Raw genomic sequence first — 25,703 nt, 5'->3', positions numbered from 1 at the left:
CCGCGCCCCGCCCATGACCTGCGTCTGAGGCGGGGCGTTACGTTGTGTGGTCGCGGAGGTCTTTGGTGGGCCCCCGGTAGCGGGGCTACTGTCTGCCGCGTTTCCTCGTCCGTCAGCGGAAGGAGTGCGGCTTCCCGTGGGGTCCCATCGCCGACTTGCATCGCCGTCCGGGTTCAACCGGGGCGCCGGCACCGCCCTGTGCGCGTTGTCCGCCGCGGCCGCCGCCCTCGGCGCCGTACCGGCGAGCGCCGCTCCGCACGCCGACACCAAGGCCGAGGTGGACCGCCTCTACGAGCAGGCCGAGGAAGCCACCGAGGCCTTCAACAAGGCCGACGAGACCGCCGACACGCTCCGCCGCGAGGTGGGCGACTCCCAGGACCGCATCGCCCGCCAGCAGCAGCGCATCAACTCCATGCGGGAGACGCTCGGTTCGCTGGCCGGCGCCCAGTACCGGTCCGGCGGCGTCGACCCGTCCCTGGCCCTGCTGTTCTCCGACGACCCGGACGACTACCTCGACAAGGCCTCCGTCCTGGACCGGATCACCGTCCACCAGACCGGCGAACTCAGGGAACTCGAGTCCGCCATGCGCGAACTCGCCCAGGAGCGCTCCGAGGCCACCCAGAAGCTCTCCGAGCTGGAGAAGAGCCGCAAGGCGGTCGCCACCCACAAGAAGACCGTCGAGAAGAAGCTCGCCAAGGCCCGGCAACTGCTCAACTCCCTGCCGTCCACGGAGCGTGCGGCCTACGACCGCGCCTCCCGCTCCGGCCGCGTGGAGATCCCCGACCTCGGCAACGCCGTCCCGTCCTCGGCGCGCGCCGCGGCCGCCATGGCGGCCGCCCGCACCGCGCTGGGCAAGCCCTACGTCTGGGGCGCCAGCGGCCCCACCGGTTTCGACTGCTCGGGCCTGATGCAGTGGTCCTACGCGCAGGCCGGCGTCCATCTCCCGCGCACCTCGCAGGCCCAGCGCTACGCCGGCCACCAGGTCCCGCTCTCCCAGGCACAGCCCGGCGACCTGGTCACCTACCGGTCCGACGCCAGCCATGTCGCGATGTACATGGGCAACGGCCAGGTGATCCACGCGCCCTACCCCGGCGCGCCGGTGCGCTACGACCCGGTGGGCATGATGCCCGTCTCGTCGGTCACGAGGGTCTGACCACACGGCGTATCGCGGTCGTACGATCGTAAAGTGGCTGGTCGAGGGCGGGCGTCGGGATCCGGAGCGGTGGCGCTCGTTCTGCTGCTCGTCTGCCTGGTGGGCTGCGGCGGCAAGCCCGCCGCCGCCACCGACCGCAAGGACCTCCAGCGGGTCCTCGACCGGCGCGCGACCGCCGTCATGGACCGCGACCGCACGGCCTTCCTGCGCACGGGCGCGCTGAGCTGGTTCGAGAACCTGCGCGGGGTGCCGCTGGCGAGCTGGTCCTACCGCGTCACCGCCCTGCACCGCTCGGGCGACTCGGCCACCGCCGACGTCGAACTGCGCTACCAGGTCCAGGGCTACGACAAGGCCCCCGTCACCGCCGGCCGCACGCTGACCCTGAGCCGGGAGCGGGACGAGTGGTACGTGGACGCCGAGACGGCCGCCAAGAAGTCCGCCCAGCAGCTGTGGGACCAGGGCGAGGTGGCGGTCGTACGCGGCGCGCACAGCCTCGTCCTGGGGGTCGGGCAGACCAACGAGGCGCTGCACACCTACGCGGACCTCGCAGATCGCGCCGTACCGGCCGTGTCGGGGGCGTGGGGGACGGACTGGGCCGGGCACGTCGTGGTGCTCGTACCGAAGTCGCTGGACGGCATGGCGGGGCTGCTGGGCTCGCCCGCGTCCTCCTACCGGGGGATCGCGGCGGTCACCACCGGCGAGGTGGGCGGCGCGCCGAACGCGCCCGCGGACCGGGTCATCGTCAATCCGGACGCGTACGCCATCCTCGGCGACCTCGGCAAACAGGTCGTGCTCACCCACGAGACCACCCATGTCGCCACCCGCGCCCACACCAGCGCGGCCACCCCGCTGTGGCTGTCGGAGGGGTACGCGGACTGGGTCGGCTACCGCGGCACCGGCCGCACCCCGGACCAGGCCGCGCCGGAGCTGGCGCGTGCGGTGGCCGACGACGAGGTGCCGGCGGCGCTGCCGACCGACCGGGACTTCGGCTTCAGCGGCGACGCGACGAAGCTGGCGCAGGCCTACGAGGGCGGCTGGCTGGCCTGCCGGATGATCGCCGGGAAGTGGGGCGAGGCGAAGCTGGGGGAGTTCTACCGGGCCGTGGGTGATCACAGGACGCGGGCGGGGTCGGTCGAGGGGGCGCTGAAGAAGGTGCTGGGGACGACGTCCGAGGAGTTCACGGCCGCGTGGCGGGAGTACCTCGGGGACCAACTGGGCTGACCGGCACGGTCAGGGGGAGACCGAGGTCTCGTTGGCGCGGGCCGGCTGACCGGGGACCGGGGCCGGCTCCTCCCGGGGGACCGTGGCGCGCCACAGGGCGCGGGCCGCGAGGACGGTGGCGAGGACCAGGAGGCCGTTGCGGAGGGCGAGGAGGGTGATGCCCAGGGGGTCGCTCTGGACCACGTGGGAGAACCAGATCGGGAACTCCAGGACCGTCACGAAGCTCGCCAGGAGGACCAGGACCGCGGGGGTGCCCATGCGGCTGCCGCGGAAGCAGACGCTGACCGCCGCGAGGCCGATCAGCCAGACCATGTACTGAGGGCTGATCACCCGGCTGGTGACGGTGAACATCAGCACCGCGACGAACGCCGCGTCCGCCACCGTGGCCGCCTCGAACCGGGTGGCCGTCAGACGCCACATCAGCAGCCAGCCGAAGGTCATGCCGGTGAGCAGGAGGGCGGCCGTGCTGACGGCCTGCACACCGGGGCCGACGAACTCCACCGAGCCGTAGTTGAGCAGCACCTGGCCGCTCCAGCCGTGGTGGCGGGCGACGTGGAAGACCAGCGAGCCCAGCGACTCCACCTCGGTGCCGCGGTCGCGCTGGAAGGTGAGGAAGGCGAACGGGCCGGGCATCGCCACCGCGAACAGCGCGGCCACCGCGGCGACCGTGCCCACCGCCCAGGCCCACACCCCGCGCCTGCGGACGGCGACCAGGATCAGCATCGGCCACACCTTCAGCATCGCCCCGAAGCCCACCAGTGCCCCCATCACACGTGGGTGCCGGGTGCCGGCCAGCACCGCGGCGATCGCGACGGCCGTGACCATCACGTCGTAGCGGGCGTAGACGGTCGGGCCGAGCAGCGGTACGCCCACCACCCACACCCAGGTGCCGCGCAGCGACTTGCCGGGGCGCAGGCCCGCGTACAGCAGCAGGGCGAAGGCGGCCAGGTCGGCGACGAAGGCGAGCACGAAGAACGCCTGCGCGTAGCCGAGGAAGGGCAGCAGTGCCGGGGAGAGGATCGCGAGCGCGGCGGCCGGCGGGTACTGCCAGGTCACGTCGTCCAGCGGGAAGGTGCCGGTGCGCAGCACCTCGTACCAGCCCTGGTAGATGACGGACACGTCGCTGGTGACGTCCGGGCCGGGGAAGACGTAGACCTTGAACACGAAGAGCAGCAGCAACAGCCTGGTCACACCCCAGGTGCCCAGCAGCCACACCAGTGACCGCCCCGAGCCCGTCGTCTTCACGTGATCCCCTGCCGTTCGCTTCCTGTCTTGAGGGGAACATGATGGCCCGCTCTTCTGTGAGCGTGCCACAAGCACGGCCGGGCCGGCGGTGGGCGGGCGGTTCGGTAGGGTCTGCGACGATGCACAAGACCCTGATCGTCACCAACGACTTCCCGCCCCGGCCCGGCGGTATCCAGGCGTTTCTGCACAACATGGCGCTACGGCTGGACCCGGAGCGGGTCGTCGTCCACGCCTCGACCTGGAAGCGGGGGCGGGAGGGCGTCGAGGCTACCGCCGCCTTCGACGCCGAGCAGCCCTTCACCGTCGTGCGGGACCGGACGACGATGCTGCTGCCGACGCCGGGGGCGACCCGGCGGGCGGTCGGGCTGCTGCGGGAACACGGGTGTACGTCGGTGTGGTTCGGGGCGGCGGCGCCGCTCGGGCTGATGGCGCCCGCGCTGCGGAAGGCCGGCGCCGAGCGGCTGGTCGCCACCACGCACGGGCATGAAGCCGGGTGGGCGCAGTTGCCGGCCGCGCGCCAACTCCTGCGCAGGATCGGGGAGTCGACGGACACGATCACCTTCCTCGGCGAGTACACGCGCTCACGCATCGCCACCGCGCTGACGCCCGAGGCCGCCGCGCGGATGGTCCAACTCCCGCCGGGCGTCGACGAGAAGACCTTCCACCCCGGCTCGGGCGGCGCCGAGGTACGGGCCCGGCTCGGGCTGACCGAGCGGCCGGTGGTCGTCTGCGTCTCGCGGCTGGTGCCGCGCAAGGGGCAGGACACACTGATCCGCGCCATGCCGCGCATCCTGGCCGCCGAACCGGACGCCGTCCTGCTGATCGTCGGCGGCGGCCCCTACGAGAAGGACCTGCGCAAGCTGGCGCACGAGACCGGCGTCGCCGACTCGGTGCGCTTCACGGGCGCGGTGCCCTGGTCCGAACTGCCCGCCCACTACGGCGCCGGAGACGTCTTCGCCATGCCGTGCCGGACCCGGCGCGGCGGCCTCGACGTGGAGGGGCTCGGCATCGTCTACCTGGAGGCGTCGGCGACGGGACTGCCCGTCGTGGCCGGCGACTCGGGCGGCGCCCCCGACGCGGTGCTCGACGGGGAGACCGGCTGGGTGGTGCGGGGCGACTCCGTAGGAGAGGCGGCGGAGCGGATCGTCGCCCTGCTGGGGGACGCGGAACTGCGGCGCCGGATGGGGGAGCGGGGGCGCCAGTGGGTCGAGGAGAAGTGGCGCTGGGATTTGTTGGCGGAGAAGTTGAAGAAGCTCCTCTAGCCGGAAGGACATAATCCGCCGATGCTGCGCGCATGACAGCAAAACTGACGCAGCATCAGCTGACCAGACGTCAAATCCTGGGCATGGTAGCCCTCCAGACCGCCGCCGCGGACCCGGGTGAGCCTGTACCTGGCGATCGCCAAGAACCCCCAACGGGCCACGTTCACCTACGACTCCGCGAGTGACGGGGTGAAGCTGGGCTGGACCGCGGCCCAGAGCGCGGTCTCGGTCGCCATCGCCAAGAAGCTCTTCGACCGGATCAACCTGGCCAACGCCACGATCTACCGGTACGACCTGTTCGGCTCGGCCGGCAAGGTGTTCGCGGACGACTTCTGCTACCACCCGCTGGGCGGCTGCGTGCTGGGCCAGGCGACCGACAACTACGGCCGGGTGAAGGGGTATTCGAACCTGTACGTCACGGACGGCTCGCTCGTGCCCGGGAACATCGGCGTGAACCCGTTCGTGACCGTCACCGCGCTCGCCGAGCGGACGATGGAACGGGTCCTCGCCGAGGACCTGTGAGCGGACAGGCCGGTCAACTGACGTTCCACTTCCGGCAGATGACGCTCTACTTCTGGTAGATGGCCTCGATCTCGTCCGCGTAGTCCTTCGCCACCACATTGCGCTTGAGCTTCAGGGACGGCGTCAGGTGGCCCGACTCCTCCGAGAACTGGGAGGACAGAATGCGGAACTTCCGCACCGATTCCGCCTTCGACACCGCGGCGTTGCCGTCGTCGACCGCGTCCTGGATCGCAGCGGTCAGATCCGGGTCCTCGCGCAGCGACGCCGCGGTGGAACCCGCCGGCTTTCCGTGCTCGGCCGCCCAGCGGCCCAGGAACTCGTCGTCGATCGTGATCAGCGCGCCCACGAAGGGCCGCCCGTCGCCGACCACCATGCACTCCGCGACCAGCGCGTGCGCGCGGATGCGGTCCTCGATCACGGCCGGGGCGACGTTCTTGCCGCCCGCGGTGACGATGATCTCCTTCTTGCGACCGGTGATCCTGAGGTAGCCGTCCTCGTCGAGGGTGCCGATGTCCCCCGTGTGGAACCAGCCGTCGGTCAGCGCCTCCGCGGTCGCGCCCGGGTTGTTCCAGTACCCCGTGAACAGGTGCTCGCCGTGCAGCAGTACCTCGCCGTCGTCCGCGATCCTGATCACCGAGCCGGGCAGCGGCTGGCCGACCGTGCCGATCTTCGTACGGTCCCAGGGGTTGAAGGCGGTGGCCGCGCAGGACTCGGTCAGGCCGTAGCCCTCCAGGACCGTGAAGCCGATGCCGCGGAAGAAGTGACCCAGGCGCTCGCCCAGCGGGGCGCCGCCGGAGATGGCGTACTCGCCCCGGCCGCCGAGCACGGCGCGCAGCTTGCTGTAGACCAGCTTGTCGAAGGTCTTGTGCTTGATCTTCAGACCGAGCGAGGGGCCCGACGGCGTGTCCAGCGCCTTGCTGTACGCGATCGCGGTGTCCGCCGCCTTGTCGAAGATCTTGCCCTTGCCGTCCGCCTGCGCCTTGGCGCGGGCCGAGTTGTAGACCTTCTCGAAGACGCGCGGGACGCCCAGGATCAGCGTCGGGCGGAAGGAGGCGAGCTCGTCGGTGAGGTTCTTGATGTCCGGGACGTTGCCCAGCTTGATCGGCGCCATCATGGGCGCGATCTGCACCAGCCGGCCGAAGACGTGCGCCAGCGGCAGGAAGAGCAGGACGGAACACTCGCCCGTGCGGAACAGCGGGCGCAGCCGCTCCACGATGTTCCCGCACTCGGCGAAGAAGCTGCGGTGGGTCAGCACACAGCCCTTGGGTCTGCCGGTGGTGCCCGAGGTGTAGACGATGGTCGCCGGGTCGTCGGCCTTCGCCAGCGAGCCGCGCTCCTCGACCGTCGCGTCACTGACGTCCTTGCCGAGCCGGCCCAGCTCCTCGATCGCGCCGGCCTCGATCTGCCAGACCTGCTTGAGGGCGGGCAGGCTCTCGCGCACCGACTCCACGGTCGCCGTATGGCCGTCCAGCTCCACGACACAGGCGGTCGCGCCCGAGTCGGACAGGATCCACTGCACCTGCTCCGGCGAACTGGTCTCGTACACCGGCACGGTGACCGCGCCCGCGCTCCAGATCGCGAAGTCCAGCAGTGTCCACTCGTAGCGGGTGCGGGACATCAGGCCGACCCGGTCGCCAGGCTGCACGCCCGAGGCGATGAGCCCCTTCGCGGCGGCGTGCACCTCGGCCGCGAAGGCCGTCGCCGACACGTCCTGCCAGACGCCGCCGACCTTGCGGGCGATCACCGCGACATCGGGATGCTGCGCGGCGTTTCTCCGGACGATGTCGGTGAGATTGCCGTCCGCAGGGACCTCGTACAAAGCCGGAAGGCTGAACTCGCGCAAGACTGCTGCTCCTCATAGGGCGCCGGCGCCACGACGTTGTGCGATGCGACGGTGCGGTCCAAGACTCGGGCGGGTGCTCGGGATTTCGGTGGATCGGTGGTTGAAATCCTGAGTACGACTGGACTGCCCGGACGTTACCCGCCGGTATGGCCTCTTCGACAGGGGGTCCCGGCGAGATGTTCGCCGCGTCACACGGATTGCGTCACACAGGTATGGGTGTTCCTGTCCGTACGGTAGTCCACCCACTAACTGACTGGCCAGTAACCGCAAGGCCCGCCGCCACTGTTCACGTACACCCCACACGCTTACCCTTGATCGTCATGGCACCCACACCAGCCGGTAACAGCAGGACACGCGTTCATGTGGTCAGTGACGTGCACGGCAACGCCCGTGACCTGGCCAGAGCCGGCGAGGGTGCCGACGCCCTGATCTGTCTGGGCGACCTCATCCTCTTCCTCGACTACGCCGACCACTCGCGCGGCATCTTCCCCGACCTGTTCGGCGAGGAGAACGCCGACCGCCTCGTCGAGCTGCGCACCGCCCGCCGCTTCGAGGAGGCCCGTGACCTCGGCGCCCTGCTGTGGAGCGGCATCGGCACGGACCGGCGGACGGCGATCGAGAAAGCGGTGCGCAAGCAGTACGCCGAGATGTTCGCCGCGTTCCCGACACCGACGTACGCCACCTACGGCAATGTCGACATGCCGCCGCTGTGGGCGGAGTACGCCGGGCCCGGCACCACCGTGCTCGACGGCGAGCGGGTCGAGATCGGCGGCTGGACCTTCGGCTTCGTCGGCGGCGGCCTGCGCACCCCCATGAGCACGCCGTACGAGATCAGCGACGAGGAGTACGCGGCGAAGATCGAGGCCGTGGGCGAGGTCGACGTGCTGTGCACGCACATCCCGCCGGAGGTCCCGGAGCTGGTCTACGACACCGTCGCGCGCCGTTTCGAGCGGGGCAGCCGTGCGCTGCTGGACGCGATCCGCCGTACCCGGCCCCGGTATTCACTCTTCGGACATGTCCACCAGCCGTTGGTACGGCGGATGCGGGTCGGGGCGACCGAGTGCGTGAACGTGGGGCACTTCGCGGGGACCGGGAAGCCCTGGGCCCTTGAATGGTGAGTGAACGCGCTGTCCAGGTACACGGGGGTGAAGTCGGGCCCTCACGTGCGCGGTAGCCTTCACGCTGCACACACGTGCGCACGATCGCGAACCTGCGACCTCTTTACCGGCCCGCATCTGGAGGAGCCACGGCGATGGCGGAACACACCAGCTCGAGCATCACGATCGAGGCGGCACCGGCCGAGGTCATGGGGGTGATCGCCGACTTCGCCCGCTATCCGGACTGGACCGGCGAGGTGAAGGAGGCGGAGGTGCTCGCGACGGACGGCCAGGGGCGGGCCGAGCAGGTACGTCTCGTCATGGACGCCGGTGCGATCAAGGACGACCAGACGCTGGCGTACACCTGGACCGGGGCGAACGAGGTGTCCTGGACGCTGGTCAAGTCCCAGATGCTGCGGTCTCTTGACGGGTCGTACATCTTGAAGGCGGCCGGTGATGGCGCTACCCAGGTCACGTATCTGCTGACTGTCGACGTCAAGATTCCGATGCTGGGGATGATCAAGCGGAAGGCCGAGAAGGTCATCATTGATCGGGCGTTGGCGGGGTTGAAGAAGCGCGTGGAGTCTGGGGAGGAGTAAGGGGTCTCGCCGCGGGGGTGCAGGTTCGCACGCCGGGTGCGGGGCCCGTTGTGGCTGGTCGCGCCCACGCGGCGGAGCCGCACACTGACACAGCCCCGCGCCCCTGGGTGCGTCTCGGTTACCGTTCACCATCATGCGTACCCTCCTGATCACCGGCCCTGGCGGCAGTGGTCGTACCACCATTGCCGCCGCCACCGCGCTCCGCGCCGCCCGTGAGGGCACGCGCGCCCTTGTCCTCAGTGCCGATCGCACGGACACCCTCGGCTCGGTCCTCGGCGCTGCGACGGGACCCGCTCCGGTCACCGTCGCTCCGAATCTCGTCGCCTGGCGGCCGGACGCCACCGCCCGGTTCCGGGACGATCTCGGTGCCTTTCAGGAACGTGCGGCGAACGTGCTTGATCTGCTGGGGGCCTCGCGCTTGGAGGCCGAGGAGGTCACGCCCCTCCCCGGAGCCGAGGAACTCACCCTGCTGCGCGCCCTGCGCGATGCCGCCCTCGCGGAGGCGCACGACCTGCTGGTCGTCGACCTGCCGGCCGCCCCGCAGGCCCTCGCGCTGCTCGCTCTGCCGGAGGAACTGCGCCGCTATCTGCGCCGTCTGCTGCCGGCCGAGCGGCAGGCGGCCCGCGCTCTGCGGCCCGTGCTCGGGCGGCTGGCCGGGGTACCGATGCCCTCGGAGTGGCTGTACGAGACCGCCGGGCGGTGGGATCTGGAACTCGGGGCCGTCGAGGCCGTGCTCGCCGACCGGGACACCGTCCTACGGCTGGTCGCGGAGCCCGGGCCGGCCGGGGCGGATGCCGTGCGCGACACCGCTCTCGCCCTCGCGCTGCGCGGGCTGCGGCCCGATGTGCTGGTCGCCAACCGGGTGTTGCCCGAGACGGTCGCGGACGCCCTTCCGGGGCTTGTCGTCCAGCAGCGCAAGGTGGTGGAGGAGTGGCAGGAGTCGTACGAGGTGCGGGCGGTCCGTCATCTCGGGCACGACCCGCGTGGTCTGGACGACCTCGCCGCGCTGCCCGTTCCCGGCGTCAACGACACCGTCTCCACCGTCGAGTGGCCCGTCGAGGACCGGCTCGCCGACGACGGTGTGCTCGTCTGGCATCTGCCGCTGCCCGGTGCGATACGCGACGAACTCGACCTCATCCGGCGCGGTGACGAACTCGTCGTCGCCGCGGGCAGCTTCCGCCGGATCGTGCCGCTGCCGTCGGCCCTGCGCCGCTGCACCGTCGACGGGGCCTCGCTGCGGGAGGGGGAGCTGCGGATCCGGTTCGCGCCGGACCGGAATCTGTGGCCGGAGAGGCCGTGAACGACATACGCCCGTTCGGGTAACGTCGTAGAGACGAACCGTAGTCAGGAGTCCGTCATGAGCGAAGAGCTCCCTCCGTCCCAGGCCGGTACGGAGGACGCCGTGGACGAGGCGAGGGCCACCGACGCCGACGCGTGGGCGACCGCGTGCGCCGAGGACCTCGCCGCGGAGAAGGCCCGCCGCCGCGTCCAGTACGGCCAGCCGCCGGTCTCGGCCGCGGAGGAACTGCGCAAGCTCGTCGACGCCGTCGGCGACAAGCTGTCCTCACTCCAGTCGCCGTTGCTCGGCGCGGTCGCCGGACCCGCCGCCCAACAGGTGGTGAAGCAGGTCGTCCAGCAGGCGAAGGCCGCGGTCGAGCCGGTTATCGAACGCAACCCGGACGTCTTCGACCACCTCGCCGCCGCGGGCAACGAAATCCTCGCCGCCTACCGCTCCGCGGTCCAGGCGCAGGAACAGCGCTGGACGGCCCGCACGACCGACCTCCACAAGGACCTCGACGAGCATCGCGACGAACAGCACGACGAACGCGGGGAAGACGGGGACGGTACCGGCCCCGGCCAGCGCATCGACCTAGACTGATTGCCCCCTCGGGTACGGTGGCCCATAGCGGGGCTCGACCGAAACTGAGGGATTCATGGGACTCACCATCGGCGTCGATATCGGCGGCACGAAGATCGCGGCCGGCGTGGTCGATGAGGAAGGCAACATCCTCTCGACGCACAAGGTGCCGACCCCGAGTACGCCCGAGGGCATCGTGGACGCCATCGCCTCCGCGGTGGAGGGCGCCCGGGCCGGGCACGAAATCGTCGGCGTGGGTATCGGTGCGGCCGGTTACGTGAACCGGCAGCGCTCCACGGTCTACTTCGCGCCGAACATCGACTGGCGCCAGGAGCCGCTGAAGGAGAAGGTCGAGGCTCGCGTCGGCCTCCCCGTCGTGGTCGAGAACGACGCCAACGCCGCCGCGTGGGGCGAGTACAAGTTCGGTGCCGGCAAGGGCCACCGCAATGTCATCTGCATCACCCTCGGCACCGGCCTCGGCGGCGGCATCATCATCGGCAACAAGCTGCGCCGCGGACACTTCGGTGTGGCCGCCGAGTTCGGCCACATCCGGATGGTGCCGGACGGCCTGCTGTGCGGCTGCGGCTCGCAGGGCTGCTGGGAGCAGTACGCCTCCGGCCGCGCCCTCGTCAGATACGCCAAGCAGCGCGCCAACGCCACCCCCGAGAACGCCGAGATCCTGCTCGGCCTCGGTGACGGCAACCCGGACAGCATCGAGGGCAAGCACATCTCCATGGCCGCCCGGCAGGGCGACCCGGTGGCCGTCGACTCCTACCGTGAGCTCGCCCGTTGGGCCGGCGCCGGTCTCGCCGACCTCGCCTCGCTCTTCGACCCCTCCGCGTTCATCGTCGGCGGCGGCCTCTCCGACGAGGGCGAGCTCGTCCTCGACCCGATCCGCAAGTCGTACAAGCGCTGGCTGGTGGGCGGCAACTGGCGCCCGGTCGCCGACGTGATCGCGGCCCAGCTCGGCAACAAGGCGGGTCTCGTCGGTGCCGCGGACCTGGCCCGGGAGCCCGACCCGATCATGTGACGCCGGTCCGGTGACATCGCCGTCCGCACGGCCACGCCCGCCGAGCCCGTACTCCGGGACGGCGGGCTTCGTCGTATGTTGGCGACCATGGCGATTTCCACCCCGCTGCTGCCCAACTCCCGGACCGAGCCCGACGGTTCCGCCGTCCTCCGGGTCCTCAGCTACAACATCCGCTCGATGCGCGACGACACCGCCGCCCTGGCCCGTGTGATCAGCGCCTGCGCCCCCGACCTGGTCCTGGTCCAGGAGGCCCCGCGCTTCTTCCGCTGGCGCAAGAAGCTGGCCCGCCTCGCGGCCGCTTCGGGCCAGGTGGTCCTCACTGGCGGCGGCACCGCCGCGGGACCGGCGATCCTGTGCACCCTCCGTGCCACCGTCGAGCGCACCGAGGACGTCCTGCTGCCTCTCACCCCCGGCCAGCACCGGCGTGGGTTCGCCACCGCCGTCGTCCGGTTCGGCGGCGCCCGCCTGGGCGTACTGAGCTGTCACCTCTCCCTGCGGAAGGACGAGCGGCACGAGCAGAGCGGCATGCTCCTGGACCGTCTCGCCGGCCTCGGCACGGACCACGCGATCGCGGGCGGCGACATAAACGAACGCCCCGGCGGTCCCGCCTTCCAGCGGCTGGCCGAGGGCCTCCAGGACTGCCGGACCACCGTGCCCTGGGGCGGCGAGTACACGTTCAACCCGGTCACCCCCTTCCAGCGCATCGACGCGATCTTCGCCACCAAGGGCGTCGAGGTACTGGGCTGCGGGGTCCCGTTGGACCAGCCGGGGGTGACGGAGACAGACCTGAGGGCGGCCACGGACCATCTGCCGGTCCTTGCCGCCCTCAGAATCCCCGCGAACTAGCTGTCTTCAGAACTCTGGTGGACCCAGGGAGCTAGACGACCGCTCCGCGCCCCGGGTCGCCCTCGTCCTCGTCGTCCGTCTTCATCCGCATCACCAGCGTGGCGAACCCGCCCAGGAAGCCGCCGATGCCGACCGTGGTCAGCCACCAGGTCATGTCCCAGCCGAGCAGGACCGCCAGCAGGAGGAGCAGCGGGCCGCCGATCACCCCGAGCCAGGCGAACTTCGCGGTCACGTCGGCGGCGGGCAGGGGCGGCGGCTCCGGCGGGACGAAGTGACCCTCGTCGTCCTCGTCGAAGTCCGACTCGGCCGGCTCGGGCGCCGGGTAGTCGCGCGGGCCGATGCCGGGGGCGAAGGAGACGGAGCCGCCCAGTGGTCCCGACGGCTTCTTCTCCTCCTCCTTCGCCGGCTTCGAAGAGGGCTCGGCCGACGGTGCGTCGTTGGTCTCCGGCTCCAGCAGGGCCAGATCCTCGATGGACTTGAAGGGTTTGGCACCCGGCGGGTCCGGGGGCTCTTCGCCGTACCCCTCGACGATCGCCGCCCACGCGGCAGCCTCGTCGAACGGGACGCCCTGCTCTTCGGGTTCGCGGTCCTCGCGATCCGAGTCGTGCTCAGCCACCTGCGGCCGTCCCTTCCTTGCCGACACTGGGTGCGAGCCGGCCGATGAACGCGAGGCTCTCCTCGAAGATCCGGTCCGCGTCGTGGTCCAACGTCGCGACGTGGTAGCTCTGTTCCAGCAGGATCTCCGTCACGTCCCGCGAGGAGACCCGGCCGAGGATCCGGGCCGAGTCGGCCGGCGGCACCACATGGTCCTGCGGGCTGCGCAGCAGCAACAGCGGCTGTGTGACCTGCGGCAGCTCCCGGTCGACCTGGCGGAACAGGTTCCGCAGGGCGTGCGCCGCGTGCAGCGGCACCCGGTCGTACCCCAACTCCTCGCTGCCCTCCTTGGCGATGTCGCTGGCGATGCCCTTCGTCGACGGCACGAGATGGCGGACCACCGGAAGGGCGTGGGCCGCCGCGCCGTGCATCTTGTTCGCCGGGTTGACGATGATCACGCCGCTGACCGCGTCCCCGTGCTTGGCCGCGAGGCGCAGCGCGAGGGTGCCGCCCATCGACAGGCCGGCCACGAACACCTCGCCGCAGCGCTCGCGCAGGGCCCGCAGCTCGCGGTCCACCTCCGCGTACCAGTCCTGCCAGCCGGTGAGCTGCATGTCCTCCCAGCGGGTGCCGTGGCCGGGCAGCAGCGGCAGCGAGACCGTGAGTCCGTGTGCGGCGAGACGCTCCGCCCAGGGGCGCAGCGACTGGGGGGAACCGGTGAAACCGTGACAGAGGAGGACCCCGGCCTCTCCGCCCTCGTGGCGGTACGGCTCGGCTCCAGGAAGGACCGGCACCTTCGGTCTCCTGTTCATGAGAGTGGCGGTTCATGAGAGTGACGTGAAGTCCAGGTGATTCACCGTACGCGACCGCACTGACACCGACCAGGGTCGTCGGCTCCTTTGGCGGCAGGCCGCGTTAAGGTCTGATCTACAGACACAGGAGGCACTCGGTTGTTGTACGGCACGATGAAGGTCGCCATCGGGGGACCACTGAAGGTCGCCTTCAGACCCTGGGTGGAAGGCCTGGAGAACATTCCGGCCGAGGGCCCCGCGATCCTGGCGAGCAACCACCTGTCCTTCTCCGACTCGTTCTTCCTGCCCGCGGTCCTGGACCGCAAGGTCACCTTCATCGCGAAGGCCGAGTACTTCACCACCCCCGGCGTCAAGGGCCGGCTGACGGCCGCCTTCTTCAAGGGTGTCGGCCAGCTCCCGGTGGACCGCTCCGGCGCGCGCGGCGCCGGCGAGGCGGCCATCCAGAGCGGCCTGGAGGTCCTGGCCCGCGGTGAGCTGTTCGGGATCTACCCGGAGGGCACGCGCTCGCCCGACGGCCGCCTGTACCGGGGCAAGCCCGGCGGCCTCGCGCGCGTGGCGCTCGCCTCCGGCGCGCCGGTGGTCCCGGTCGCGATGATCGACACCGAGAAGATCCAGCCGCCCGGCAAGGTGATGCCCAAGCTGATGCGCCCGGGCATCCGGATCGGCAAGCCCCTGGACTTCAGCCGCTACCAGGGCATGGAGCACGACCGCTTCGTCCTGCGCGCGGTGACCGACGAGGTCATGTACGAGATCATGAAGCTCTCCGGCCAGGAGTACGTCGACATCTACGCGACCGCCGCCAAGCGCCAGATCACGGAGGCGGCGAAGGCCGACAAGGAAGCGGAGAAGGCCGCGAAGGCCGCCCTGGCACAGGCCGAGAAGGAGAAGGCCGAGCTGGAAAAGGCGGCGGCGGAAAAGGCGGCGGCAGCGCGTACGGCGGCAGCGGGCGCAACGGCGGCGCACGAGGCCGAGGCGGACAAGTCCGTAGCGGGCACGGCGCAGGCGGGCGAGCCGGCAGCAGTCGAGGTCGAGGCGGGCCAGTCCGTAGCCGACAAGGCGGCAGTGGACGCAGCGGCAGAGGATTCGGCGCAGGCTGACACTGCGGCAGCGGACGAGGCCGAGGCGGGCAAGTCCGTAGCGGGCACGGCGCAGGCGGGCGAGCCGGAAGCGGACAAGCCCGAGGCGGGCACGGTGCAGGCGGACGAGCTGGCAGCAGTCGAGGTCGAGGCGGGCCAGTCCGTAGCCGACAAGGCGGTAGCGGACGCAGCGGCAGAGGATTCGGCGCAGGCGGACACTGCGGCGGCGGACGAGGCCGAGGCGGGCAAGTCCGCAGCGGATACGGCGCAAGCGGGCGAGCCGGCAGTTGATGATGCGGCAGCGGGCACGGCGCGTGCGGACACAGCCGTAGCGGGCGGGCCGGCAGCAGACACAGCGGCAGCGGCCACGCGCGAGCTGCCGACGGACACACCGGCGGCACACAAGCCGTCCGCGGACACACCGGCGGCAGACTCGGCGGAAGCCGATCGGCAGAAGTCCGGGTCCTAGCCGCCGGGACACGGCAGGCTGGGGGCGCGCGAACGACCGCGCAAGGGCGTGTTGGAGCGCGTGGAGGGGGACGGGGCATGGCCAAGCGCGAGCAAGTGATGAGGATGTCGGTCGAGCAGCCGCTGTGGCGTGCGCTGACCGCCTACCGGGTGCTCACGATGCTGTACGCGGTCGGCCTGTTCGCCACCGCCTACGACGAGTACGACCGGCCCGCGATCGCCATCGCCTACTTCGCCGTCCTGTTCGTCTGGACCCTCGCCACCCTGCCCCGCGTCCAGAACGCGGTCGCCTGCACCAAGCGCTTCCTCGCCGTAGACCTCACCATCGCGCTCATCGGCATCCTGCTCACCCCGCTGGTCGCCGACGACCAGCACATCCACAGCGGCGGCCCCACCCTGCCGTCGATATGGACCGCCGGCTCGGTCCTCGCGTTCGCCATCAAGGGCGGCTGGCGCTGGGCCGCCTTCGCCTCGACGCCGGTCGCCGCCGCCAACCTGATCGAGCGCGGCTCCCCGGCCCGCGACACCGTCCACAACGTGATCCTCGTCTGGGTCGCCTCCATCGCCATCGGCTACGTCGTCGAGGTCGCCCGTGCCTCCGAGCGCACCCTCGCCCGCGCCCTGGAGATCGAGGCCGCCACCCGCGAACGCGAGCGGCTCGCCCGGGACATCCACGACGGCGTGCTCCAGGTGCTGGCCATGGTGCAGCGGCGCAGTGTGATCCTGGGCGGCGAGGCGGCCGAGCTGGGCCGGATGGCCGGCGAGCAGGAGGTCGCGCTGCGCATGCTGGTCTCCGGCGGCCTGGTGCCCGTATCGCGTGCTTCGGAGGACGCGGCCCAGGGGGCGCTCGTACGGGCCGTCGAGACGCCCGAGGAGGACGACGGTCCCGTCGACCTGCGTACCCTGCTCGCCCCCTACGCCGCCGCCAAGGTCAGCTTCGCCGAGCCCGGCGCCCCGGTGCCGCTGCCCGCACCGGCCGCACGTGAGCTGGCCGCGGCCGTCGGGGCCGCCCTGGACAACGTCCACCGGCACGCCGGCGAGGACGCGCGCGCGTGGATCCTGGTCGAGGACGAGCCCGACGAGGTCGTGGTGACCGTACGGGACGACGGACCCGGCATCCCCGACGGACGGCTCGCCCAGGCCGAGGGCGAGGGCCGGCTGGGGGTCGCCCTGTCGATCCGGGGCCGGCTGCGCGAACTCGGCGGCAGCGCCGAACTGATCTCGGTGCCCGGCCAGGGCACGGAGGTCGAGCTGAAGGTGCCCAAGGACCGGAAGACGGATCGCGAGAAGGACGGGAAGGCGGAGCGGCGATGAGTGAGCAGGGCCCGATCAGGGTCATGGTGGTCGACGACCACCCGATGTGGCGCGACGCCGTCGCCCGCGACCTGGACGCGTCCGGCTTCGAGGTGGTCGCCACCGCGGGCGACGGCGATCAGGCCGTACGCCGTGCCAAGGCCGTCGGCCCCGACGTCCTGGTCCTCGACCTCAACCTGCCGCTCAAGCCCGGCGTCCAGGTCTGCAAGGAACTCGTCGGCCACAACCCCGCCCTGCGCGTCCTGGTCCTGTCCGCGAGCGGCGAGCACGCCGACGTCCTGGAGGCCGTGAAGTCGGGCGCGACCGGCTACCTCCTCAAGTCGGCGTCGACCGAGGAACTGCTGGACGCGGTGCGCCGCACGGCCGTCGGCGACCCGGTGTTCACGCCGGGCCTGGCCGGACTGGTCCTCGGCGAGTACCGCCGCCTCGCCTCCGACCCGGCGCCGGCCGCGGGCAGCGACGAGCCCAAGGCCCCGCAGCTGACCGACCGGGAGACCGAGGTGCTGCGCCTGGTCGCCAAGGGTCTGAGCTACAAGCAGATCGCGGAACGCCTGGTCATCTCCCACCGCACGGTCCAGAACCACGTCCAGAACACCCTCGGCAAACTCCAGCTGCACAACCGCGTCGAGCTGGTCCGGTACGCCATAGAACGCGGCCTGGACGACGAGTAGCGGACGAGTAGCGGCGCGCGAGCGTGCCGGGAAGCAATCGAACAGCCTGACGCTTCACCGGAATTGACCTTCCCACCCATCCCGCTGTGACCTGGATCACCATTAGCGTGGCTGTCACAGGAAACTGCGGCGAAGGGAATCTTCCATGCGCGTCGGAGTACTGACCGGAGGCGGCGACTGCCCCGGGCTCAACGCCGTCATCCGGGCCATCGTCCGCAAGGGCGTGCAGGAGTACGGCTACGAATTCGTCGGCTTCCGGGACGGCTGGCGCGGTCCACTGGAGAACGACAGCGTGCGTCTGGACATCCCCGCGGTGCGCGGCATCCTGCCCCGCGGCGGCACCATCCTCGGCTCCTCCCGCACCAACCCGCTGAAGCAGGAGGACGGCATCCGCCGGGTCAAGGAGAACCTGGCCGAGCAGGAGGTCGAGGCACTCATCGTGATCGGCGGCGAGGACACCCTCGGCGTCGCCGCGCGACTGTCCGACGAGCACGGCGTGCCCTGTGTGGGCGTCCCCAAGACCATCGACAACGACCTCTCCGCCACCGACTACACCTTCGGCTTCGACACCGCGGTCGGCATCGCCACGGAGGCCATCGACCGCCTGCACACCACCGCCGAGTCCCATATGCGGGTCCTGGTCTGCGAGGTGATGGGCCGCCACGCGGGCTGGATAGCGATCCACTCCGGCCTGGCCGGCGGCGCCAACGTCATCCTCATCCCCGAGCAGCGCTTCGACGTCGAGCAGGTGTGCGCCTGGATCACCTCCCGTTTCCAGGCCACGTACGCCCCGATCGTGGTCGTCGCCGAGGGCGCGATGCCCAAGGACGGCGACCTGGTGCTCAAGGACGGGACGCTGGACTCCTTCGGGCACGTCCGGCTCTCCGGGGTCGGCGAGTGGCTGGCCAAGGAGATCGAGAAGCGCACCGGCCACGAGGCCCGCACCACCGTCCTCGGGCACATCCAGCGCGGCGGCACGCCCAGCGCCTTCGACCGCTGGCTCGCCACCCGCTTCGGCCTGCACGCCATCGACGCCGTCCACGACGGCGACTTCGGCAAGATGGTCGCCCTGCGCGGCACGGACATCGTCCGCGTCCCGATCGCGGAGGCCACCGCTCAGCTGAAGACGGTGGACCCGGCGCTGTACGAGGAGGTGGGGGTCTTCTTCGGCTGACCTCTTCGGTCGGTCCTCCTCGGGTGATCCCGGAGGCTGATCCCCGGACCGGCACGGGTGGGTTATGGGTCGTATATTCGGAATGTTCTGCCCATAACCCACCAGAGCGGGAGCGGTCGTGGAGATCCTTGCCTTCGGTGTCCAGGCCGACGAGAGGCCCCTCATCGAGCGGGCCTTCCACGGCCGACACGAGGTCCGCTGCCTCGACGTCTTCCTGAACGAGGACACCGCCCCCATCGCGGCCGGCTACGAGGCGATCTCCACCAGCGTCAACGCCGATCTGAACCCCCGCGTCCTGGAGACCCTCGCGGCCGGCGGCACCCGGATGATCGCCCAGCGGTCCACCGGGTTCAACAACATCGACCTCAAGGTCGCCGAGCGGCTCGGCATGACGGTCGCCCGGGTCTCGTACTACTCCCCGTTCTCGGTCGCCGAGTTCGCCTGGACCCTCGCCATGGCCGTCAACCGCCGTATCGTCCGCGCCTCCACGCGCACGCGTGACTTCGATTTCCGGCTGGACGGGCTGATGGGCCGGGACATGCACGGCCGCACCGCCGGCGTGCTCGGCACCGGCAAGATCGGCGAGGCGTTCGCCCGGATCGCCCACGGCTTCGGCATGGACCTGCTCGGCTGGGACGTCGCCGAGAACCCGGAGTGCGTGCGGCTCGGCATGAAGTACGTCCCCAAGGAGCGACTGCTGGCCGAGTCCGACCTGGTCACCCTGCACGTCCCGCTGCTGCCGCAGACCCAGCGGCTCATGACGCAGCCGCCCTGAAGGCGATGAAGGACGACGCGATCCTGATCAACTCCAGCCGCGGCGGCCTCGTCGACACCGCGGCCCTCGTCGCCGAACTGCGCGAGGGCCGCTTCACGGGCGTGGGACTGGACGTCTACGAGGCGGAGGCGGGCCTGTTCTTCCTCGACCGGTCCCTGGAGGCCGTCGACGACGACACCCTGGCCCGCCTGGTCACCTTCCCGAACGTCCTGGTCACCTCCCACCAGGCGTACTACACCGAGGACGCCGTCGGCCAGATCATCGAGGCCACCGTGCGCAACGTCCTCGACTACAAGGCCGGCCGCCGCTCCGAGAACGTCCTCGTGCCGCGCAGCTGACCGATCAACTCCCGCACCACCGCGGCGCCGTTCAGCGTCAGCACGGACTCCGGGTGGAACTGCACGCCCGCGAATCCAGGCCCGCGCAGGGCATGCACCTCACCGTTGGCGGCCCGGCTCACCTCGACCCCGTGCGCGGCGAGTTCGGTGAGCTCCTCGTCGTCGCAGCGCGCCACGAAGCTGTTGTAGAAGCCGACGGTCTCGGTTCGGCCGAACAGGTCGATCGCCGTCTGCGCGCCCTGGTACGGGACTTCCTTGCGTACGGTCTCCAGGCCCAGCTCGGCCGCGATCAGCTCGTGCCCGAGGCAGACGCCGAGCACACCGTGCCGGTGGTCCCGGACGACCCGCGCGGTCAGGTCCCGCAGGAAGCGCATCTTGGGGTCGGCCGTGTCGGAGGGGTCGCCTGGACCGGGGCCGAGGACGACCGGACCCTCGTGCGCGAGCACCGCCTCCCGAAGTCCCGGCTCGTCGTACCGCCGGACGGTGACGTCGAGCCCGCCGGAGCGCAGCACGTGCGCGAGCATCGCCGTGAAGGTGTCCTCGCCGTCGACGACCAGGGCGTGGCCCTCCAGGGCGTCCGTCCGCTCCTGCATCCGCAGCCAGAAGGGGGCCAGGGAGGCCCGGCGCCCGTCGAGCGCGGCACGCACGCGTGGGTCGTCGGCGAGACTCACGCGCGCGTGCTCCTCGCGCGGCCGTGACGGACGTACGCCGAGAGCCGCCAGCACGCCCGCCGCCTTCGCGTGGGTCTCCGCGACCTCGCTCGCCGGGTCCGAGCCGCGCACCAGGGTCGCGCCGACCGGCACACGCAGCCGGCCGTCGGCGGAGATGTCGGCGGTGCGGATGAGGATGGGGGAGTCGAGGGTCTGGGCCCCGCCGGAGTCCCTGCCGAGCAGGGCCAGCGCGCCCGCGTAGTAGCGGCGCCCGCCTACTTCGTGCCGCTCGATGACCCGGCAGGCGTTCTGCACCGGCGACCCGGTGACGGTCGCGGCGAACATGGTCTCCTTGAGCACCTCGCGCGCGTCCAGCGAGGACTTCCCGCGCAACTCGTACTCCGTGTGCGCGAGATGGGCCATCTCCTTCAGCCGCGGGCCGATCACGACCCCGCCCATGTCGCCGACGGTGCACATCATCTTGAGCTCCTCGTCGACGACCATCGACAGCTCCTCGATCTCCTTGCCGTCGGCGAGGAAGTCGAGCAGGTGCTCGGGGGTGGGGCCTTCGGCGGGATAGCGGTACGTCCCGCTGATCGGGTTCATCACGACCGTGCCGCCGGACATCCGCACGTGCACCTCGGGGCTCGCGCCGACCAGCGTGCGGTCCCCGGTGTGCACGACGAACGTCCAGTACGCGCCCCGCTCGCCCTCCAGCAGCCGCCTGAACAGCGCGAGCGCGTCGGCCCGGCCGAACCCCGGGATCGCGCCCTCGTACGTCCGCCGGATCACGAAGTTCGCGCCCTCACCGCTGCCGATCTCCTCGTGCAGCACGCGCCCGACGATCTCGGCGTACGCCTCGTCGGCCACGTCGAAGCCGCCGTCCTCCACGCGGACGTCGTGCGCGGGGAGTTGGGCCAGGGCGTCGGCCAGCGGGATCTCGTAGGACTCCTCCGGGGTGAGGAAGGCCAACGGGGTGCCGTCGTCGCGGACGTCGAAGCCGCGTTCTCGGATCTGGCGGAAGGGCACGAGCGCGAGGCCCTCGTCGGGGAGGTCTGCGAGGCGGTCGTAGGTGGTGATCGGGCCGAGGAACACCTCCACGGTGTTCTCGTCGTGGCCCGGCGTGCGGCGGCGCAGCACGGCGAACGGACGGTCGTCGTGCAGCAGCTGTGTCAGGTCCATGGTTCCTCTGCCATCTGTCGGTGAGGAACGACCCCGGAAACGCCGAAGGCCGCCCTCGGGCGGCCTTCGCGAAGTCTTGCGTACGCGCAGTCAGTGGGCCGCCGGATGAGCGGTCCACCACCAGTTCTGGATCGAGTGCGCGAACATGCGCGGAACCATACACCGGTTCACCGTGTGAAGGGGGACACATGGGGCGTCCCAGGCTCCGGGCGCGGTTCGCGGGGTGATGTGACGGACGAGCCGAATACGTCTCAATTGATGAGCAGAGGAATGTCCGCACGACACGACCGCGTAATGTTTGCGGGGTGACCGTGAACGCTAAGACCAGCGCCAGCGCTGGCAACACCTGGCGAGATCTGCCCGCGGCGCAGCAGCCCGAGTACCCCGACACCGAGGCTCTGCGCGCAGTGATCGCGGACCTCGAGTCGTATCCGCCGCTCGTCTTCGCGGGCGAGTGCGATCAGCTGCGCGCCCGGTTGGCTGCCGTCGCCAAGGGAGAGGCGTTCCTCCTCCAGGGCGGCGACTGCGCCGAGGCCTTCGACGCGGTGTCCGCCGACCACATCCGCAACAAGCTCAAGACCCTGCTCCAGATGGGCGCCGTGCTGACGTACGCCGCCTCGGTGCCGGTGGTCAAGGTCGGCCGCATCGCCGGCCAGTACTCCAAGCCGCGCTCCAAGGGCACCGAGACCCGTAACGGTGTGACGCTGCCGACGTACCGCGGCGACTCGGTCAACGGCTTCGCCTTCGACGAGAAGTCCCGCATCCCGGACCCCGAGCGCCTGAAGCGGATGTACAACGCCTCCGCGTCGACGCTCAACCTGGTCCGCGCGTTCACCACCGGCGGCTACGCCGACCTGCGCCAGGTGCACGCCTGGAACCAGGACTTCGTGAAGTCCTCCCCGTCCGGCCAGCGCTACGAGCAGCTCGCGCGCGAGATCGACAGCGCGCTGAACTTCATGCGGGCCTGCGGCACGGACCCGGAGGAGTTCAAGACCGTCGAGTTCTACTCCTCGCACGAGGCGCTGCTGCTCGACTACGAGTCCGCCCTGACCCGGGTCGACTCCCGCACCGGGCAGCTGTACGACGTCTCCGGGCACATGGTGTGGGTCGGTGAGCGCACCCGTCAGCTGGACGGCGCGCACATCGAGTTCGCCTCGCGGATCCGCAACCCGATCGGCATCAAGCTGGGCCCGACGACGACGACCGAGGACGCGCTGCAGTACATCGAGCGCCTCGACCCCGACCGCGAGCCCGGCCGGCTGACCTTCATCGTCCGCATGGGCGCCGACAAGGTCCGCGACCGGCTCCCCGAGCTGGTCGAGAAGGTCACGGCGTCCGGCGCGGTGGTGGCCTGGATCACCGACCCGATGCACGGCAACACCTACGAGGCGGCCTCCGGTCACAAGACCCGCCGCTTCGACGACGTGCTGGACGAGGTGAAGGGCTTCTTCGAGGTCCACAAGAGCCTCGGCACCCACCCGGGCGGCATCCACGTCGAGCTCACCGGTGACGACGTCACCGAGTGCGTGGGCGGCGGCGACGAGATCTTCGTCGACGACCTGCACCAGCGCTACGAGACGGCCTGCGATCCCCGGCTCAACCGCAGCCAGTCGCTCGACCTGGCCTTCCTGGTCGCGGAGATGTACAGGGACCAGTGACGGGGGTGCCTGTTACAGGAGCGTGAAGTGGGGCGTGGATCACATACGATCCACGCCCCACCGCACTTTTAAGGCTCCTGGGCGCCGGGTAAGGTTAGGTTAGCCTCACCGATTAGTCGGGACGGCGCGACCTTTTCAATCCCGGCGGGAGGTGAGCCGCGTGTTCGTCTGCAGTTGCTTCGGGATCACCGAGCAGCAGGTCAAGAAGCACGTGGAGGGCGGCGCCTGCAGCCCCCGCCAGATAGCGTCCGCCTGCAAGGCGGGCACGGACTGCGGCTCGTGTGTACGCCGGATCCAGGCACTGCTCGGCCGGGGCGCCTGCCCCCGCGGCGAGCTGGTCGACCAGGGCGCGTCGGTGCTCTCCAGTATTGACGAACCCGCGCTCGGGGAATCCGCGCTGGAGGAAGCCGCGTAGCTCGGCTCTCGACTAGCTCGGCTGCTCGATCTGCTGCGCGATGTAGAGCGCCTCACCGAGCTGCTCGATCAGCTGGAGCTGGGTGTCGAGGTAGTCGATGTGGTGCTCCTCGTCCTCGAGGATGTCCTCGAAGATGTTCGCGGACGTGATGTCGCCCTTCGTGCGCATCACCTCGATCCCGCGCTTGAGGCGGTCGATCGCCTCGACCTCCACCTGCCGGTCCGCCTGGAACATCTCGGTGACCGTCTGGCCGACCCGGACGTGGAACAGCCGCTGGTAGTTCGGCAGACCGTCGAGCATCAGGATGCGCTCGGTGATCTTGTCCGCGTGCTTCATCTCATCGATGGACTCTTCACGCGTGTACTTGGCGAGCTTGGTCCAGCCGTTGTTGTCCTGAATGCGGTAGTGCAGCCAGTACTGGTTGATCGCGGTCAGCTCACCGGTGAGCTGCTCGTTCAGGAACTCGAGGACCTCGGGGTCGCCCTGCATCGCAGAGGCTCCTTCCAAAACAAGGGGAACTGGCGGGTTGCGCCGCATCCTTGCACCGGGAACGGAAGATCGTCCAGTAAGTCTTCACTTAGTAAGTAAGGGCATGCTTAGTCCAATTTCGGGTGTATTGAGTTGATGTTGGTCCGATGCACCGCCTCCGGTCTGTCAGGATGGAGGCATGGGTCAGTCGGTGCAGCGGGGAAGTGGTGAAGCGGCCCACTCCGAGCTCCCGCCGGGACAGCGACTGCAACGCGGCTGGCCGGTCACCCACTACGGCCCGGTCCCCAAGTTCCGGCCCGAGCGCTGGGAGTTCCGGGTCTTCGGCGCCACCGCGGACAGCGAGAAACACTGCTGGAACCACGAGGAGTTCACGGCCCTGCCGTACGACACCGTCGTGGGCGACCTGCACTGCGTCACGAAGTTCAGCATGCTCGGCGCCGAGTGGGGCGGCATTCCCGCCCGGGCGATCCTGGAGATCGCCCCGCCCGCGCCGACGGTCACCCATGTGATGGTCTGGGCGGAGTACGGCTTCAGCTCCAACCTCCGCCTCGCGGACTTCGCCTCCGAGGGCGCGATCTTCGCCACCCACAAGGACGGCGAGCTGCTGACCGCGGAGCACGGCTTCCCGCTGCGCCTGGTCGTCCCCCATCTGTACGCGTGGAAGGGGCCCAAATGGGTCCGCGGCGTGGAGTACATGACCGCCGACCGCCGGGGCTTCTGGGAGGAGCGCGGCTACCACAACATCGGCGACCCGTGGCGGGAGCAGCGCTACTCCTACCAGGAAGAACTCGGGGACGGCCCCGAAGTCTGACTCCCGGCGAGCACTGACTCCCGGCGTCCTCCCGGTCGTCAGTGATGGTACTGGTGCACCACCGCATGGCCCTTGCCCCGGCCGATCATCCACTTGTTGACCGGCACGGTGATCACGAAGGCGATCACCAGGGACAGCGCCAGCGAGATCCAGAACAGCGCGTCGGCCAGCTCCGCGTCCATCGCGTCGGGCCACAGCACGATCACGCCGTTGTCGATCAGCTCCATCACCGCGATCGACAGGGTGTCCGCGGCCAGCGCCACCCGGAACGCGGCACGGAAGCCGAGGCCGGCCTTCAGCACCCCGCGCAGGGTGAGCGAGTAGCCGAAGAAGAACGCCAGGACGATCGCGAGAACCGTCGTCGGGGCATTGCCCCAGCCCAGCGCGGTCCCGATCATCATGCCGAGCACCTCACCGATGGCACAGCCGGTCAGGCAGTGGAGGGTGGCCTGGACAGCGGTCTGCCAGCTGGTCGCACCGGCGTGCTGGTGCTGATGCTCGGTTGAGCCCTGGTGCTCGTGCTGGTCGTGGTGCGCGTGTGCCTCGTGCTCCATGAGTGCCCCCAACGTCAGGTAGCGGTTCCTGCCTCACGCAGGAACC

General features: G+C 70.4%; 23 protein-coding genes and 3 pseudogenes. 18 read left to right on the top strand and 8 right to left on the bottom strand.

Going from position 1 to position 25,703, the window contains the following annotated elements:
• Window positions 1–136: 136 nt before the first annotated feature.
• Both M2283_RS18690 and M2283_RS18685 read left to right on the top strand, forming a co-directional pair.
• Window positions 137–1,153, top strand: a complete 1,017-nt coding sequence (locus M2283_RS18690; protein WP_280877399.1) for an NlpC/P60 family protein — start codon at window positions 137–139, stop codon at window positions 1,151–1,153.
• A gap of 33 nt (window positions 1,154–1,186) precedes the next feature.
• Window positions 1,187–2,374, top strand: coding sequence for a hypothetical protein (locus M2283_RS18685; RefSeq protein WP_280877398.1), 1,188 nt, complete (start codon window positions 1,187–1,189; stop codon window positions 2,372–2,374).
• Between the two features lie 9 nt (window positions 2,375–2,383).
• Here M2283_RS18685 and M2283_RS18680 read toward each other — a convergent pair whose 3' ends face one another.
• Window positions 2,384–3,619, bottom strand: a complete 1,236-nt coding sequence (locus M2283_RS18680) for a glycosyltransferase family 87 protein (protein WP_280877397.1) — start codon at window positions 3,617–3,619, stop codon at window positions 2,384–2,386.
• Window positions 3,620–3,738: 119 nt separating this feature from the next.
• On the opposite strand from M2283_RS18680, the gene M2283_RS18675 reads away from it, so the two are divergent.
• Together M2283_RS18675 and M2283_RS18670 are read left to right on the top strand one after the other, a co-directional pair.
• Window positions 3,739–4,881: a glycosyltransferase family 4 protein gene (locus M2283_RS18675; protein ID WP_280877396.1), complete on the top strand. Its 1,143-nt coding sequence runs from the start codon at window positions 3,739–3,741 to the stop codon at window positions 4,879–4,881.
• 117 nt (window positions 4,882–4,998) lie between these two features.
• Window positions 4,999–5,403 (top strand): annotated as a pseudogene (locus M2283_RS18670) (GMC oxidoreductase); the annotation flags it as partial.
• A gap of 46 nt (window positions 5,404–5,449) precedes the next feature.
• On the opposite strand, the gene M2283_RS18665 reads toward M2283_RS18670, so the two are convergent.
• Window positions 5,450–7,246 carry an AMP-dependent synthetase/ligase gene (locus M2283_RS18665; protein ID WP_280877395.1) on the bottom strand — a complete coding sequence of 599 codons (1,797 nt, stop codon included), beginning with the start codon at window positions 7,244–7,246 and terminating at the stop codon, window positions 5,450–5,452.
• Between the two features lie 320 nt (window positions 7,247–7,566).
• Here M2283_RS18665 and M2283_RS18660 point away from each other — a divergent pair, with 320 nt between their 5' ends.
• The 6 genes from M2283_RS18660 to M2283_RS18635 all read left to right on the top strand — a co-directional run bounded on the left by M2283_RS18660 (window position 7,567) and on the right by M2283_RS18635 (window position 12,676).
• Complete coding sequence (locus tag M2283_RS18660) at window positions 7,567–8,364, top strand: metallophosphoesterase family protein (protein WP_280877394.1); 798 nt, start codon at window positions 7,567–7,569, stop codon at window positions 8,362–8,364.
• A gap of 134 nt (window positions 8,365–8,498) precedes the next feature.
• The gene (locus tag M2283_RS18655) at window positions 8,499–8,942 is read left to right on the top strand and encodes an SRPBCC family protein (protein WP_280877393.1); all 444 of its coding nucleotides are present in this window, start codon (window positions 8,499–8,501) and stop codon (window positions 8,940–8,942) included.
• Between the two features lie 133 nt (window positions 8,943–9,075).
• The gene (locus M2283_RS18650; protein ID WP_280877392.1) at window positions 9,076–10,242 is read left to right on the top strand and encodes an ArsA family ATPase; all 1,167 of its coding nucleotides are present in this window, start codon (window positions 9,076–9,078) and stop codon (window positions 10,240–10,242) included.
• A gap of 57 nt (window positions 10,243–10,299) precedes the next feature.
• On the top strand, window positions 10,300–10,821 hold the full coding sequence (locus M2283_RS18645; RefSeq protein WP_280877391.1) for a DUF5304 domain-containing protein: 522 nt from the start codon (window positions 10,300–10,302) through the stop codon (window positions 10,819–10,821).
• A gap of 55 nt (window positions 10,822–10,876) precedes the next feature.
• On the top strand, window positions 10,877–11,830 hold the full coding sequence (locus M2283_RS18640; RefSeq protein WP_280877390.1) for an ROK family glucokinase: 954 nt from the start codon (window positions 10,877–10,879) through the stop codon (window positions 11,828–11,830).
• 87 nt (window positions 11,831–11,917) lie between these two features.
• A complete protein-coding gene (locus M2283_RS18635) occupies window positions 11,918–12,676 on the top strand; it encodes an endonuclease/exonuclease/phosphatase family protein (protein WP_280877389.1) in 759 nt (252 codons plus the stop codon).
• A gap of 31 nt (window positions 12,677–12,707) precedes the next feature.
• Here the strand turns inward: M2283_RS18635 and M2283_RS18630 are convergent, their stop codons facing one another.
• Both M2283_RS18630 and M2283_RS18625 read right to left on the bottom strand, forming a co-directional pair.
• On the bottom strand, window positions 12,708–13,292 hold the full coding sequence (locus M2283_RS18630) for a hypothetical protein (RefSeq protein WP_280877388.1): 585 nt from the start codon (window positions 13,290–13,292) through the stop codon (window positions 12,708–12,710).
• Complete coding sequence (locus M2283_RS18625; RefSeq protein ID WP_280877643.1) at window positions 13,285–14,064, bottom strand: alpha/beta hydrolase; 780 nt, start codon at window positions 14,062–14,064, stop codon at window positions 13,285–13,287. The genes M2283_RS18630 and M2283_RS18625 overlap by 8 nt, the downstream gene beginning before the upstream one ends.
• A 171-nt stretch (window positions 14,065–14,235) precedes the next feature.
• On the opposite strand from M2283_RS18625, the pseudogene M2283_RS18620 reads away from it, so the two are divergent.
• The 5 genes and pseudogenes from M2283_RS18620 to M2283_RS18600 form a co-directional block, all read left to right on the top strand.
• Window positions 14,236–15,000 (top strand): annotated as a pseudogene (locus tag M2283_RS18620) (lysophospholipid acyltransferase family protein); the annotation flags it as partial.
• Window positions 15,001–15,704: 704 nt separating this feature from the next.
• Entirely contained in the window at window positions 15,705–16,940 is a 1,236-nt protein-coding gene (macS, locus tag M2283_RS18615; RefSeq protein WP_280877387.1) for a MacS family sensor histidine kinase, read from the top strand.
• Window positions 16,937–17,611 (top strand): response regulator transcription factor, encoded by a 675-nt coding sequence (locus M2283_RS18610; RefSeq protein WP_280877386.1) that lies wholly within the window; start codon window positions 16,937–16,939, stop codon window positions 17,609–17,611. Before macS ends, M2283_RS18610 begins: the two co-directional genes overlap by 4 nt.
• A 145-nt stretch (window positions 17,612–17,756) precedes the next feature.
• Window positions 17,757–18,785, top strand: a complete 1,029-nt coding sequence (locus M2283_RS18605) for a 6-phosphofructokinase (RefSeq protein ID WP_280877385.1) — start codon at window positions 17,757–17,759, stop codon at window positions 18,783–18,785.
• A 118-nt stretch (window positions 18,786–18,903) separates the two neighbouring features.
• Window positions 18,904–19,898 (top strand): annotated as a pseudogene (locus M2283_RS18600) (2-hydroxyacid dehydrogenase).
• Here M2283_RS18600 and M2283_RS18595 read toward each other — a convergent pair.
• Together M2283_RS18595 and M2283_RS51940 are read right to left on the bottom strand one after the other, a co-directional pair.
• Window positions 19,850–21,730, bottom strand: a complete 1,881-nt coding sequence (locus M2283_RS18595; RefSeq protein ID WP_280877384.1) for an anthranilate synthase family protein — start codon at window positions 21,728–21,730, stop codon at window positions 19,850–19,852. The pseudogene M2283_RS18600 and the gene M2283_RS18595 sit on opposite strands and share 49 nt — an antisense overlap.
• A 90-nt stretch (window positions 21,731–21,820) precedes the next feature.
• Window positions 21,821–21,877 (bottom strand): trp operon leader peptide, encoded by a 57-nt coding sequence (locus M2283_RS51940; RefSeq protein ID WP_076973970.1) that lies wholly within the window; start codon window positions 21,875–21,877, stop codon window positions 21,821–21,823.
• A gap of 158 nt (window positions 21,878–22,035) precedes the next feature.
• Here M2283_RS51940 and M2283_RS18590 point away from each other — a divergent pair, with 158 nt between their 5' ends.
• Window positions 22,036–23,388: a class II 3-deoxy-7-phosphoheptulonate synthase gene (locus tag M2283_RS18590; RefSeq protein ID WP_280877383.1), complete on the top strand. Its 1,353-nt coding sequence runs from the start codon at window positions 22,036–22,038 to the stop codon at window positions 23,386–23,388.
• 151 nt (window positions 23,389–23,539) lie between these two features.
• Window positions 23,540–23,803, top strand: coding sequence for a (2Fe-2S)-binding protein (locus tag M2283_RS18585; protein ID WP_280877382.1), 264 nt, complete (start codon window positions 23,540–23,542; stop codon window positions 23,801–23,803).
• Between the two features lie 12 nt (window positions 23,804–23,815).
• On the opposite strand, the gene bfr is transcribed toward M2283_RS18585, so the two are convergent.
• A complete protein-coding gene (bfr, locus tag M2283_RS18580) occupies window positions 23,816–24,292 on the bottom strand; it encodes a bacterioferritin (protein WP_019062355.1) in 477 nt (158 codons plus the stop codon).
• A gap of 178 nt (window positions 24,293–24,470) precedes the next feature.
• Here bfr and M2283_RS18575 point away from each other — a divergent pair, with 178 nt between their 5' ends.
• Window positions 24,471–25,103, top strand: a complete 633-nt coding sequence (locus tag M2283_RS18575) for a sulfite oxidase-like oxidoreductase (RefSeq protein WP_280877381.1) — start codon at window positions 24,471–24,473, stop codon at window positions 25,101–25,103.
• Window positions 25,104–25,141: 38 nt separating this feature from the next.
• Here M2283_RS18575 and M2283_RS18570 read toward each other — a convergent pair whose 3' ends face one another.
• On the bottom strand, window positions 25,142–25,657 hold the full coding sequence (locus tag M2283_RS18570; RefSeq protein WP_280877380.1) for a DUF4396 domain-containing protein: 516 nt from the start codon (window positions 25,655–25,657) through the stop codon (window positions 25,142–25,144).
• Between the last annotated feature and the right edge of the window lie 46 nt (window positions 25,658–25,703).

This window comes from Streptomyces pseudovenezuelae, from assembly GCF_029892565.1.
Taxonomy (GTDB): Bacteria; Actinomycetota; Actinomycetes; order Streptomycetales; family Streptomycetaceae; genus Streptomyces; species Streptomyces pseudovenezuelae_A.
The sequence above is the reverse complement of the archived record's forward strand: the minus strand, read 5'-3'. Positions and strand labels throughout refer to the sequence as shown.